A 13404-nucleotide genomic window follows, 5' to 3' on the forward strand; every position below is an offset into this window, starting at 1 on the left:
GCTGCCCAAAAAACAAAGGCCCGCGATGCGGGCCTTTGTTTTTGCGGCGCCTTGAAAATCAGAGGCGTTCGACCACCCAGCCTTGCACGGACGCCAGCGCCGCGGGCAACGCGGACGCATCGGTGCCACCGGCCATGGCCATGTCGGGCTTGCCGCCGCCCTTGCCGCCGACCTGTTGGGCCACGAAGTTGACCAGCTCGCCGGCCTTGACCTTGCCCACGCTGTCGGCGGTCACGCCGGCCGCCAGCTGCACCTTGTCGCCATCGACGGCCGCCAGCACGATCACGGCGGACTTGAGCTTGTCCTTGAGCTTGTCCATGGTGTCGCGCAGGGTCTTGGCATCCGCGCCGGGCAGCTGGGCCGCCAGCAGCTTCACGCCCTTGATGTCCACCGCCTGGGCGAGCATCTCGTCGCCCTGCGCCGAAGCGAGCTTGCCCTTGAGTGCGGCCACTTCGCGCTCCAGCCCCTTCACCTGGTCCAGCGTCTGGCCGATACGGCCGTTCAGCTCGGCCACCGGTGCCTTCAGCACGCTGGCCGCACGGGTCATGGTGTCTTCGAGCTGCTGCAGATAGGCCAGCGCGTTGCTGCCGGTGACGGCTTCGATCCGCCGCACGCCCGCCGCCACGCCGCCTTCGGCGACGACCTTGAACAGCCCGATGTCGCCGGTGCGCGCCACGTGCGTGCCGCCGCACAGTTCACGGCTGGAGCCGATGTCCAGCACCCGCACGCTTTCGCCGTACTTCTCGCCGAACAGCATCATGGCGCCGGTCTTCTGGGCCGACTCGATGTCCATCACGCGGGCGCCGGTGGGGGTGTTGGCCAGGATTTCCTCGTTCACGCGGCGCTCGATCTCGCGGATCTGCGCATCGGTCACCGGGGCATTGTGGGCAAAGTCGAAGCGCGTGCGCTCGGCGTTCACCAGCGAGCCCTTTTGCTGCACATGGCTGCCCAGCACTTCGCGCAGGGCCTTGTGCATCAGGTGGGTGACGGAGTGGTTGCGCATGGTGGCGGCGCGCAGCGCCGTGTCCACCTCGGCCGTCACGGTGTCGCCCACGTTCAGGGTGCCGGCTTCCAGGCTACCGTGGTGACCGAACACGTCGGCCTTGATCTTGAGCGTGTCGGCCACCGCGAAGCGGGCCGAGCCGCTGGTGATGACGCCCTGATCGCCCACCTGGCCACCGCTTTCGGCGTAGAACGGCGTGGTGTCGAGCACCACGACGCCCTCCTGCCCCGAGCGCAGCGCGGCCACGCCGACGCCGTCCACATAGATGGCAGTGATCTTGGCGGTCTTCTCGGCCAGTTGCTCGTAGCCGGTGAAGCGGTTGACATCGCCGGTGTACTCCAGCGCCTTGTCCATCTTGAACTTGCCGGCCGCGCGGGCCTGGGCCTTTTGCTTGTTCATGGCTTCGGCGAAACCGGCCTCGTCCACGGTCACGCCGCGCTCGCGGCACACGTCGGCCGACAGGTCGAGCGGAAAGCCGTACGTGTCGTGCAGCTTGAAGGCCACGTCGCCGGGCAGCACCTTCGCGCCGCCGGCCAGGGCGGCGTCCAGGATTTCCATGCCGTTGGCCAGCGTCTCGAAGAAGCGTTCCTCTTCGGTCTTGAGCACGTCGGTGATGCGCTGCTCCTGCTCGCGCAGCTTGGGGTAGGCGTCGCCCATCTGCTGCGCCAGGTCCTTGACGAGCTTGTGAAAGAAAGGCGTCTTCTGGCCCAGCTTGTAGCCATGGCGGATGGCGCGGCGCACGATGCGGCGCTCGACATAGCCACGGCCTTCGTTGCTCGGCAGCACACCGTCCACGATGAGGAACGAGGTCGCGCGGATGTGGTCGGCGATCACCTTCAGCGACGGGTTGGACAGATCAGCCGTGTGCGTCTCGCGGCCTGCGGCCTTGATGAGCGCATCGAACAGATCGATCTGGTAGTTGCTGTGCACGTGCTGCAGGATGGCGGCCAGGCGCTCCAGGCCCATGCCCGTGTCCACGCATGGTGCGGGCAGCGGCTTGACGGAGCCGTCCTCGGCCATGTCGAACTGCATGAACACGTTGTTCCAGATCTCGATGAAGCGGTCGCCGTCCTCGTCCGGGCTGCCGGGCGGGCCGCCGGGGATCTCGGGGCCGTGGTCGTAGAAGATTTCGCTGCAGGGGCCGCAGGGGCCCGTGTCGGCCATCATCCAGAAATTGTCGGACTTGTAGCGGCCGCCTTTGTTGTCGCCGATGCGGATCACGCGCTCGGGCGGCAGGCCGATTTCCTTCGTCCAGATGTCGTAGGCCTCGTCGTCCTCTTCGTAGACGGTGGCGAGCAGGCGTTCGGCCGGCAGCTGATAGACCTCGGTGAGCAGCTCCCAGGCCCACTTCAGCGATTCGCGCTTGAAGTAGTCGCCAAAGCTCCAGTTGCCCAGCATTTCGAAGAACGTGTGGTGGCGGGCCGTGTAGCCCACGTTCTCCAGGTCGTTGTGTTTGCCGCCCGCACGCAGGCAGGCCTGGACGGAGGTGGCGCGCTGGTAGGGACGCTTGTCGGTGCCCAGGAACACGTCCTTGAACTGCACCATGCCCGAGTTCGTGAACATCAGCGTCGGGTCGTTGCCCGGCACGAGCGGGCTTGACGGAACGATGGTGTGGCCCTTCGACGCGAAGAAGTCGAGGAAAGTCTTGCGGATGTCTGCGACGCTGGAAGTGGGCTGGCTCATCTTGGAATCTGGTGGGGTGCCGAGGTGCCTCAACGCATGTGAGGCCCATGAAGGCCCGGCGAGGGCTGGGGACGTCGATTATAGGTTTCGGGGCATGCCGGAGGGCGGCCCACCCTATTGGGCAGCGCGGCGCCCGCCCAAGGCGCCGGAGATCGGCCCCGCCCTGTCCTGCGGGCCTTCCGCGCCCGGCCCCGCCAGGCGCGGGCCTGCGGCTCAGCCGTCCGCGCGGTTCGTGTAGCTGGCGTTGCCCAGGCCCGTGCCCACGGTGAGCACAGCCCAGTGCTTCACGTCGGTGGTGAAGGGCAGCTCCGACAGGCCCTGCACCACCGCATCGTTGTGCAGGCAGACCTGCGTGCGGCCCTGGCCGATGTAGGGCAGGCGCTCGCACAGGTCGCGCGGCAGGTGAAAGCGGATGCTCTCCCAGTTGCCCGGCAGGTTCTGCGTGCCGCCCGCCAGCGACCCGTCTTCGCAGACCAGCCCCGGGCAGGCCACGCCGACGTAGGGCGCGAGGCGGATGTTTTCCTTCTCGGCATGGGCCACCAGGTCTTCCAGCATCTCCGCGATGCCTTCGACCAGTTCGTCGCGCTTGGGGGCGTCGTCGGCATGGCCCCACTTCTCGCGGATCAGCACCTCGGCCTTGGACATATCGGGCGCGCTGTGCAGGTGGGTCTGCACGATGCCGCAGCGCACGTTGGTGCCGCCGATGTCCACGGCCAGGATGGCGTCGTAGCTCTGCAGCAGCGCCGGCGGCGCCAGGTGCACCCAGCCGATCAGGCCGCCCTCGTCCGCGTGGTGGTGCAGGGTGCGCAGCTCGACGGAGGTCTTTTCCTTCTTGAGGATTTCGGCGGCGCGGGCGATGGCCCTTTCGCCCACTTCGCTCTGGTGAAAGCCCCCTCCGATGATCACGCGCTTCACGCCGCGCCAGGTCTTGTGCTTGAGAAAACACTGCACCACATGGGACAGCTGCAGCGCGTAGTCCTCCGAGGCGGCCTCGATGGCGCGAGCGGCGGTGCCGTCCTTTTCGAGCAGCTCGTCCAGGCGCTGCTTGCTGATCTCGCGCGTGGGCTTGCTGCCCAGCGGGTCCTTGCCGGCCATGCCGGTATAGAGCTTGCGCCAGTCATCGAGCATTTCGCGGAAGGCGGTGCGGCTGGCGTTGTCGCCCACAAAGCCGTCGCCGTCGCGCAGTTCCAGGCTGTAGCCGTCGATGGTGACCGAGGCCAGGCGCAGGTCGCCGTGCGGTCCCAGCACGCACAGATCGCGCTGCGCCTTGATTTCCTTCTCGCTCATGGCCGGACCGGCGGGTTTGTCTTTTTCTTTCTCTTTGTCTTTGGATGCCATGCGTTCCCTGAATCGGATGCGGGCCCGCGGCGCGGGCGACCCGCCGATGGTGGCTCGACCGGGCCCCGGCCCTCCGTCAGCCAAGACGCCCTTTGTCGTCGGACAGTGCCGCAATGCACACCCGGCCCCACAGGCCACGAACGCGCGGCCTGCTACGAATTTAGTAGCAATGAAGGCATGGAATCCGCCGGCATCGGGGCCAAAACACTTCAAGCATCAGCGGGCGGCCCGGCGCGCCCGCCATGCCTGCGCCCTCACCCCGCCCCAGACCGCCAGGAACACGGCAGCCCCGAACACCCAGCCCGACAGCGCGCCGGCCATGCCCCCCGACAGCAGGGTACCGACGGTGCACCCCAGCCCGGTCATCGCGCCCCAGCCCAGCAGCACGCCGCCACCCAGTCCCCGCACGGCGTCGCGCCCGGTGGGCCAGCGCGGCGCGAACTGGCGGCTGGCCAGCGCCGCGATGAAGGCGCCCGCGACCAGCCCGCCGATCAGCACCGCGTTGGGCGTGAGCCAGGTCGCCTGCAGGGCCGTGGCGCATCCTGCCAGGCTGTCCAGGCCGTCGAGCCGGTCGGGGATCCACCCCTGCCCCTGGGCCAGCGAGCGGGCCGCGCTGCCCAGCGTCGCCGTGACACCCAGCGGCCGCATGCGCACGATCACGAAGGCACCGATGATCCCCACCGCCAACCCACCCGCCCAGTACGGCCAGCGGCCCACCCACAATCGCCGCCATGCCTCGCGCAGGCCCGGCACGCCCGGGGGCGCGGCGGCGGCGCCGGGCGCCTCGCGGGCGAATCCGCGCCACAGCCAGGCGGCGATGGCCGCCAGAACGCCCAGCTGCAGCGCCAGCGCGCCGCCGTAGCCCAGGTGCGCTGGCAGCCACACCGCCGGTGCGTCGGCCACGCTGGCGCTGTACAGCGGGTTCCAGGTGCGAAACCCCAGGATGAACCCGCCGGCCGATCCGATCAGCGCGAAAGGCGCGACGGGCGAGCCCTCCGCCAGCCGGTACCAGTGCGCGCTGATGCACGAGCCCGACACCGCCATGCCGGCGCCGAACGCCAGGCCCGCGGCCACCAGGGCCAGGCTCACCGGGCCGATGTGCATGTCCGCCGGCAATTGCCCGGCCGTGGGCACCGGCACCCAACTGCCCAGCACGACGGTGTAGCCCACCGTGCCGACGGCCAGCGCCAAGACCAGGGCGAGCAGGCCGCGCGGGTTGCCGTCGGCGAACCAGTCGCGGGCATGGCAATAAAAGCAAAAGCGCGACCGCTGCAGCACCACGCCCAGCACGGCGCCCACCGCCAATGAGAAAGCCAGCGTGCGCCCGCCCGGCTGGGCCTGCAGCGCCAAAGCGGCAACCCCCACCGCGGCCAGCAGTCCCCATGAAAACAGTCTCGCAACGCGCATGGCCAAAACCTCCGGACAAAAAAAAGCCCGCACGCGGCGGGCTTGAAAAGAGACCCCCTACTGACAAACTGTTTTGGCTCGGCGTTACTTGGCGGCCCAGAGGGTGCCGGCCGGGTTGGTGATGGGCACGCCCACGGCGTTGCCGTATTCGGTCCACGAACCGTCGTAGTTGCGCACCTCGTAGCCCAGGATTTTGCTCAGCGCGAACCAGGTGTGGCTGGAGCGCTCGCCGATGCGGCAGTACGTGATGATCGGCTTGCTGCCGTCGATGCCCGCGGCGGCATAAAGCTTCTTCAATTCTTCGGCCGATTTGAACGTGCCGTCTTCGCGCACCGCCTGGCCCCATGGCACATTGGCCGCGCCGGGAATGTGGCCCGCGCGAACCGACAGCTCGGGCACGCCGGCCGGGGCGAAGACCTTGCCGGTGTATTCGTCCGCCGAGCGGATGTCCACCAACCGGGCATCGCTGCGCCCTTCGGCCACCGCCAGCGCGTCGGACAGCCGGGCCCGCAGCTGGGTATTGACGTTAGCGACGCGGTAGGTGGTGGCCACGGGTTCGGGCACCCGGTTGTTCAGCGGCCGGTTCTCGGCCTCCCATTTCTTGCGGCCGCCGTCCAGCAGTTTCACGTCCTTGACGCCGTAGATGTCGAACACCCAGGCGCCCCAGGCAGCGAACCAGTTGCTGGTGTCGCCGTAGAGCACCACCGTGGTGTCCGGCGCCACGCCGGCCTTGGACAGCAGCGCCTCGAATGCCTCCTTGCCCACGATGTCGCGGCGCACCTTGTCGTTCAGGTCGGAATGCCAGGAGAAGTTGACCGCGCCGGGCACGTGGCTGCGCTCGTACAGGCCGGGGTTCACGCTGACCTCGATCACGCGGACCTTGGCGTTGTCCAGGTTCTGCGCGAGCCAGTCGGTGGTGACCAGCGGACCCTGCGGTACCGGCGTGGCCGCGAAGGCCGTGCCGCACAGCGCGATGGCCGCGCCCAATGCCAGGGCATACAGGCCGTCGCGCCATGTCGGGAGGTGGCGTTGAAATCGCAGTGCTGCAGTCGTCATCCCTCGTCCTTTCGCTGGAGTGCCCACTGCGCCGTGCGGTGGGCTTGGAGCGAATCTATCGGGGCCGATGCGCTGGCCCAAGCGACAAGAACGCGTTTGGATATGCGCAAAACGGCAGGCCGGACAGCGAAGGAGGTGGGTGGGCGCGCACCGCTATGCTCGACGGCATGACCCACGCCCGTTTCCGCACCGCCATGGCCCCACGCACCCTGCCCCGTTCCGCAGGCCCGGCCGCCGGGCCGCGGCGGGGCTGGCACGGGGCCGTGATGGTGCTGGCGGGCCTGTGGCTGGCGAGCGCTGCCGTCACCGGCGAGGCCGCCGAGGATCGGCACCTGGGCCAGGAGCATGGCTGCATGGCCTGCCACGGCATGGTCCGCAAGCAGGTGGGGCCGGGGTTCGCGCAGATCGCCGAGCGCTACCGCAACGACCCGGAGGCGCCGGTCCGGCTGGCCGGCAAGATCCGCAACGGCAGCGTCGGCACTTGGGGCCGCGTGATCATGCCGCGCCAGGCGCGCATCACCGAACCCGAGGCGCGGGCCCTCGCGCTGTGGGTGTTGTCGCAGCCAGCCCCGCCGCCCTGAGCGCTGGCTGGCCCGCTCTTGCCCGGCTCAGGGCGCGGGCGCCTTCATGGCGGCTTCCACCGCCTCGCGCGTGAGGGTGGGCACGAAGCTCTCGATGAAGCGGTAGGCATAGCCGCGCATCCAGCTGCCGCGCCGCAGGCCCAGGCGGGTCAGATTGACCTCGAAGAGGTGGCGTGCGTCCAGCATGCGCAGGTGGCGGTCGCGGTCGGGGTCCACGGCGATGGAGGCGACGATGCCCACGCCCATGCCCAGTTCCACGTAGGTCTTGATCACATCGGCATCCATGGCGGTCAGCACCACGTCAGGGGTCAGGCCCTCGCGCGAGAAGGCCTCGTCGATGTGCGCGCGGCCGGTGTAACCCAGCTCGTAGGTGATGATCGGAAACCGCGCCAACTGCTGCAGCGTGACGGGCTCGGCCTGGTCCAGCAGCGCATGCCCCGGCGGCACCACGATGCTGTGCGACCACCGGTAGCACGGCAGCGTGACCAGGCTGTCGTAACCGGCCAGCGCCTCGGTGGCCACGCCGATGTCGGCCTCGCCGGACAGCAGCATCTCGGCCACCTGGCGGGGTGAGCCCTGGTGCAGGTGCAGCGACACGTGGGGGTACAGCGCCCGGAAGTCGCGCACCACCTGGGGCAAGGCGTAGCGCGCCTGGGAGTGCGTGGCCGCCACGGACAGGCGCCCTTCCTGCGCGGCGCTGAAGTCCAGGCCGGCGCGCTTGAGGTTCTCGGCCTCCAGAAGCAGCCGCTCGACGATGGGAAGCAGCGTGGCGCCGGGCGGCGTGAGGCCGGTGAGGCGCTTGCCCGCGCGGGCGAAGATTTCGAGGCCCAGCTCTTCCTCCAGCTCGCGGATCTGGCGGCTCACGCCGGGTTGCGAGGTGTAGAGCATGGCGGCCACCTCGGTCAGGTTGAAGCCGCAGCGCACGGCCTCCCGCACGGAGCGCAGTTGCTGAAAGTTCATGCGCCGCCCCTTGCGGTCCAGGCGTCGGCCGATCGTCGAAGGCCTGGGGAAATGTCGGTTGCCACGGAGAGCGGTCGGATCACGGAAAACACCTTTCAGGGAAGCTGCCGCGATCTTAGGAGTCGGCCCTTCAAACCAGAAAGAATATATTTCCATGACTTAGGATCAAAAACATCTGATGATCCATGTCAGTCCACCACCCGACGCCGCAGCAGCGCCATCACGAACACGGCGCCGATGCCCGCCGTGACGATGCCCACCGGCAATTCCTGCGAGCCCAGCAGCGTGCGTGCCACCAGATCGCTCGCCAGCAGCAATGCGCCCCCCATCACCCCGGCCAACGGCAGGAACGCGGCATGCAGGGGCCCCGACAGCCGCCGCGCCAGATGCGGCACCATCAGGCCGACGAAGCCGATCACCCCGGCCAGCGCCACGCAGCAGGCCGTCGCCACGGCGGCCACCACGAAGGCCTGCGTGCGCAGCCGCTCGGGCGCGATGCCCAGGCTGTGGGCCGTGTCGTCGCCGGCCAGCAGCGCATCCAGCGCGCGGTGGCGGCGCCAGACGAACCCCATGGGCACGGCCAGCCCCAGGCATGCCAGCCACAGGTTGTCCCACCGCGCCAGCCCCAGGCCGCCGAGCGACCAGAAGACCACGGCATGCGCCGCGCGCTGATCGCCTGCAAAGACCAGCCCGTGCGTCAGCGCGCCGAACAGAAACGACACCGCCAACCCAGCCAGCACGGTCTGCGCGGGCCCCTGCCCGCCCGCGCGCCGCACCAGCAGCAGCACGGCGCCCGCCGCCACCGCGGCCCCGGCGAAGGTCGCGGCCGGCAAGGTCCAGGCGCCCAGCCATTCGCCGGTCAACGTGATGACGGCCACGGCGCCCGTGGAAGCCCCCGAGGACAGGCCGAACAGGAACGGATCGGCCAGGTCGTTGCGCGTGGTGCTTTGCAGCAGGCCGCCCACCATGGCCAGCGTGGCGCCCACCAGCAGCGCCAGCACCACACGCGGCAGGCGCAGGTCGCGCACGATGGCCTGCGCCATGTCACCCGCGGGCGCGCCGAACACGCCGGCCCAGGGCCCCGCCAGCGCCGCGACTGCCTCGCGCCACGACACGGGCGCGCTGCCCGCGGTGAGCGACGCCATGACCAGCAGCGCCAGGGCCAGCGCGATTCCCCATGGCGCCGCGCGGCGCATCGCGATCCGCAGAGGCACCGCGCTGCGCCGCGCGGTGCGGGCATCCGCCCCCGGCGGCGTCATGGCGCCGGCCTCAGGGCGCGGGCCAGCTTTTCGATGGCGTCGATGTTGGCGGGCCCGGGCGTCAACTCGGCATAGCGCAGCGTGACGAAGCGGCGCTGGCGCACGGCGTCGGTCAGCCGCATGGCCGGGTGGGCCTGCAGAAGGCTCTGAAGGTGTTCCGGGCCCTGGCCGTTCTGGTAATCCAGCAGCACGATGACCTGCGGGTTGCTGGCTGCGACCGTCTCCCAGGCGCTGGTGCCCCAGCTCATGGGGACATCGCCCAGCACGTTGCGCCCGCCCGCGGCCTCGATCAAAGCCGTGGGCATGGCGGCGCGGCCCGCGGTGAAGGGCTTGTCCTCGCCCGAGTCGTAGACGAACACGCGTGGCGGCTGCGGCAGCGGCGACCGGGTCGCGGCCCGGACCCGCTCGCGCCATTGCGCGATGAGCCGCCCGGCCTCGGCACGGCGGCCGAAAACGGTGCCCAGGCGCAGCAGGTCGCCGTACAGCAGGTCCATCGTGGCGCGCGGTTTGTCGCCAAGCGTGTGCGCGCAGCTTTCGGTCAGGATCAGCGTCTGGATGCCGTGCGGCGCCAGGGTGGCCGGGGTCACCTCGCCCCCGGGCTGCATGCCGTAGTACCAGCCGGCGAAGAACAGGTCGGGCTTGGCGGCCAGCAGCGTTTCCAGCGTGGGGTACTTGGGAGCCAGCTCCGGAATGGCCCCCAGGCTGCGCAGGAACGCCGCATCGGTCTTGTACCAGCCGGTGATGCCCGTCACGCCCACCATGGACGACTGCAGCCCGAGCGCCATCGCCATCTCGACCATGTTCAGGTCGTGCACGACCATGCGCTGGGGCGGCGCGGCGATGCGCAGCGTGTCGCCGCAGTTGGGCACGGTGACGGGGAACCCCGGCACCGCACCCGCACCCTGCGCCAGCGCGGGGCCCGCGCCGCACAGCACGCCGGCCACCACCATCGCCACCGCCAGCGATCGGCCGGCCGTCCACCGCCGCAGCGCGCGCCTCATGCCGCCACCTTTCGTTCGAACGACCACAGCGTGCCGCCATGGCGCGGGTGCCGCGTGTGAACCAGTTCCATGCCGAACACGGCAGCCACGCGGTCGGCGCTCAGCGCCTCATCGGGTGGCCCGTCGGCCACCAGGGTGCCGCGGTCCAGCATCCACACCCGGTCGGCGAACGAAGGCACCAGGCCCAGCTCGTGCAGCGCGGCCACCACGGTGATGCCGAGCCCGCGCACGAGGGCGATCAGGTCGGCACGTGCCGCGAGGTCGAGGTGGTTGGTGGGCTCGTCCAGCAGCAGCAGCGCGGGCTGCTGCGCCAGGGCGCGGGCCAGGTGCACGCGCTGGCGCTCGCCGCCCGACAGGGTGGACAGCGCCCGATGCGCCAGGGAGTCGACCGCGCAGGTGTGCAGGGCCTCGTCCACCGCCCGCGCGTGTTCCGCGCGGCCGGCATGGTGCTGGTGGGGCAGCCGCCCGAGGGCGACGTAGTCATGCACGCGGAACGCGAGGTCGGCGGTTTCGGTCTGCCCCAGCACGGCGATGTGCCGCGCACGCTCGGGCGCCGGCCAGGCGGCCAAGTCGTGCCCGAGCACGCTCACCCGGCCCTCGGAGGGCACGGCCCGCGCGCCCAGCAGCCTCAAAAGCGTACTCTTGCCCGCGCCGTTGGGGCCGACCAGGGCCACGCATTCGCCGCGGGCCGCGCAGGCGTTCACGCCGTGCAGCAGCGGGCGCCCCTGCGGGGTGCGAAAGCCCAGGCCCTCGGCCCGCAGCAGCGCCTGCATGTCACAGCGTCCAGCGCAGGGCCAGCTCGAAGCTGCGCGGCGCGCCCAGCAGGATCTGGTCCGGGTAGAACGGATCGGCCCAGGCCGCGTACACGCGGTTGGTCAGGTTGCGCCCGCGCAGGGTCAGTTGCACGCCGCGGGCCACGTCCACGGCCACGGCGGCATCCAGCGCGGTGTAGGCTGCCAGCCGCACGGTGTTCGCATCGCTGTGGAACCGCTCGCCCACATGCCGCAGCGAGGCCGATACCTGCACCGGAACGCCGGCCACGAACCGGTAGCCCACGCCGGCATTGGCCACCACGCGCGGGGCGTTGGGCGGCGTGTTGCCGGAAAGAGAGCCGCCACCGGCCAGCGCGTAGTCCTGGTAGCGCGCGCGGTTCAGCGCCAGGGTGGACCACACGCTCCAGTGCGCATCGGGCCGCAGCGCCACCGAGGCCTCGGCGCCCCGCGACTGCAAGGCCCCCGCCACGGCCAGCGACTGCCCGCCCTGCGCGGCATAGACGTTGCGGCGCTCGGTGTCGTACACCGCGAAGGTCCATTCGCCGCGGTCCTGCCAGAACGACTGCTTGACCCCGGCCTCCACATTGCGCGTGCGGGTCAGGTCCAGCGGCTGCGTGCCGCGCAGCAGGAACAGGTTGTTGGCCGCCACGTCGGCGCCCGTGGCGTACTGGCCATACACGGTGGTGCCAGCGGCTGGGGTCCAGGTCAGGCCGACGCGCCCCGTGGTCGGGTGCCAGGCCTTGTCGAACGGAAAGCCGACGCGCGGCGCACCGGCGGCATCGGTGGAGGTGCGCGACAGCTCGATGGATTCGTGCCGCAGTCCTCCGAGCAGCATCCAGCCCGGCGCCACCGAGAACCGGTCTTCCAGCGCGAGCACCGTGTTGCGCACGCCGCTCGTCTGCCATTGCCGCGTGAGCGGGCCGTAGGTGCCGCGATCGGGGTTCACCAAGCTCACGCTGTCGCCGGGGAAGTTGGCCGCGCCGGGGCGGGTCAGGTCGAGGTCGCTGTATTCGAGCGCCGCCACCCAGCGGTTGTCGCGGCCGGCGATCTGGCCGTCCCACTGCAGCTCGGTCTTCTGGCCCACCGAGGTCTGGTCCTGGGCCACGTAGAAGCGCTCGCGGTCCACCAGGCCGGTGCCGGCGTTGAACGCGGCGATCTCGTTGTTGAACCAGGTGCGCGTGGCCGTATAGCGGTAGATCTGCGTGCGCAGCGTGAAGGCGTTGTCGATGCGCCAGTCCATGCCGGTGCGCAGCCAGGTCTCGCGCGCGTCGTTGCGGTTGTCCAGCACGTTGTAATTGGTGCGCAGCGTGCGCCGGTCGATCGCGACCGGGCCGAGCGCGCTGCCGTTGAAGCCCGACGTGTAGGTACCGGACACCACGCCGCCCTCGGGCTCGATGCCCGGCGCCGCGGCGGAAACCAGCGGCGTGCCCCAGTAGCTGCTGCCCCGGTCGCGCTTGACCTCGGCCGCCACGAAGAACTTGAGGCCGGGGCGCACATGCCAGTCCAGCCCGCCCGACAGGTGGCGGTTGTGCTGTTGGGTGCCTTGCACGGGGCCGTCGCTGTCCGAGCCGCTCAGGTCGATGCGGTAATCCAGGTCCTTCCAGGCGGTGGTGCCGCCGGAGCCCAGGCGGACGCGGCGCTCGCCGAACGAGCCGGCCGCCGTCTCGACCTCGGTCTGGACCGGGCCGCGGTGCGGCGCGCGGGTGACGAAATTCACCGCCCCGCCCGAGGCGCCCTCGCCCGACATCAGGGAGGCCGCGCCTTTCAGGAATTCGATGCGCTCCAGGTTGGCGGTGTCCATGACGCGCGAGGTCATGTTGGGCGGACCGATCTTGATGCCGTTGTAGAGCGTGTTGATCTGGCTGTTGGCAAAGCCGCGCATCGAAAACGCACTGGGCTCGGCCGGAAAGTCCCCGGCCGTCACGCCCACGGCGGCCTGGGCCGCTTCGGTGACGGTGCGCAACCCGCGTTCGCCCAGCACTTGGCGCGAGACCACGTCGATGGACGCAGGCGTTTCGCGCACCGACAGGCCCAGGCGGGACGCACCCTCGGCCGGCTGGTCCAGCGCGCCTGGCGTGGCATGCTCCTTCACGACCACCGTGGGCAGCGCGGCGGTGCTGCCGCCCTCCTGGGCCATGGCGCCGGGCGCGGACAGCGCCAGCAAAGGGGTCAACCAGAGGGAAGCTGTCGGGCAGAGCGGTCGCATGATGGGATGGAAAAAGACAAGGAATGGCCGCTGAGAGCGAGACCGGCGTGGACGGTGGAAAAAGGCAGGCCCCGATGCGCGCAAGCCGTACGGATGCCAAGGCCGCCGGCGGCCGGGGCAGAGCGCCACGGCGGGAT

Annotated in this window: 10 protein-coding genes; 1 reads left to right on the forward strand and 9 read right to left on the reverse strand. The window is 70.3% G+C overall.

Going from position 1 to position 13404, the window contains the following annotated elements; translation table 11 throughout:
* Positions 1-58: 58 nt before the first annotated feature.
* The 4 genes from alaS to AVTE2539_RS23595 form a co-directional block, all read right to left on the reverse strand.
* Positions 59-2686, reverse strand: a complete 2628-nt coding sequence (gene alaS, locus AVTE2539_RS23580) for an alanine--tRNA ligase (RefSeq protein ID WP_284414424.1) — start codon at positions 2684-2686, stop codon at positions 59-61.
* A 213-nt stretch (positions 2687-2899) separates the two neighbouring features.
* Positions 2900-4024, reverse strand: a complete 1125-nt coding sequence (locus tag AVTE2539_RS23585; RefSeq protein WP_284414426.1) for an ROK family protein — start codon at positions 4022-4024, stop codon at positions 2900-2902.
* Between the two features lie 216 nt (positions 4025-4240).
* Positions 4241-5431 carry a YeeE/YedE family protein gene (locus AVTE2539_RS23590; protein WP_284414428.1) on the reverse strand — a complete coding sequence of 397 codons (1191 nt, stop codon included), beginning with the start codon at positions 5429-5431 and terminating at the stop codon, positions 4241-4243.
* Between the two features lie 84 nt (positions 5432-5515).
* Entirely contained in the window at positions 5516-6487 is a 972-nt protein-coding gene (locus AVTE2539_RS23595; protein ID WP_284414430.1) for a sulfurtransferase, read from the reverse strand.
* Between the two features lie 167 nt (positions 6488-6654).
* Here AVTE2539_RS23595 and AVTE2539_RS23600 point away from each other — a divergent pair, with 167 nt between their 5' ends.
* Positions 6655-7068 (forward strand): c-type cytochrome, encoded by a 414-nt coding sequence (locus AVTE2539_RS23600; RefSeq protein ID WP_349817215.1) that lies wholly within the window; start codon positions 6655-6657, stop codon positions 7066-7068.
* 27 nt (positions 7069-7095) lie between these two features.
* On the opposite strand, the gene AVTE2539_RS23605 is transcribed toward AVTE2539_RS23600, so the two are convergent.
* The 5 genes from AVTE2539_RS23605 to AVTE2539_RS23625 all read right to left on the reverse strand — a co-directional run bounded on the left by AVTE2539_RS23605 (position 7096) and on the right by AVTE2539_RS23625 (position 13234).
* Positions 7096-8028, reverse strand: a complete 933-nt coding sequence (locus tag AVTE2539_RS23605) for a CysB family HTH-type transcriptional regulator (protein ID WP_284414432.1) — start codon at positions 8026-8028, stop codon at positions 7096-7098.
* A gap of 188 nt (positions 8029-8216) precedes the next feature.
* Positions 8217-9287: a FecCD family ABC transporter permease gene (locus tag AVTE2539_RS23610; protein ID WP_284414434.1), complete on the reverse strand. Its 1071-nt coding sequence runs from the start codon at positions 9285-9287 to the stop codon at positions 8217-8219.
* Positions 9284-10288 (reverse strand): ABC transporter substrate-binding protein, encoded by a 1005-nt coding sequence (locus AVTE2539_RS23615; protein ID WP_284414436.1) that lies wholly within the window; start codon positions 10286-10288, stop codon positions 9284-9286. Before AVTE2539_RS23615 ends, AVTE2539_RS23610 begins: the two co-directional genes overlap by 4 nt.
* A complete protein-coding gene (locus AVTE2539_RS23620; protein WP_284414438.1) occupies positions 10285-11061 on the reverse strand; it encodes an ABC transporter ATP-binding protein in 777 nt (258 codons plus the stop codon). The genes AVTE2539_RS23615 and AVTE2539_RS23620 overlap by 4 nt, the downstream gene beginning before the upstream one ends.
* A gap of 1 nt (position 11062) precedes the next feature.
* Positions 11063-13234, reverse strand: coding sequence for a TonB-dependent receptor (locus tag AVTE2539_RS23625; RefSeq protein ID WP_284414440.1), 2172 nt, complete (start codon positions 13232-13234; stop codon positions 11063-11065).
* Positions 13235-13404 lie beyond the last annotated feature (170 nt).

The organism is Acidovorax sp. SUPP2539 (assembly GCF_030158975.1).
In the GTDB taxonomy this organism is placed as follows: Bacteria; Pseudomonadota; Gammaproteobacteria; order Burkholderiales; family Burkholderiaceae_C; genus Paracidovorax.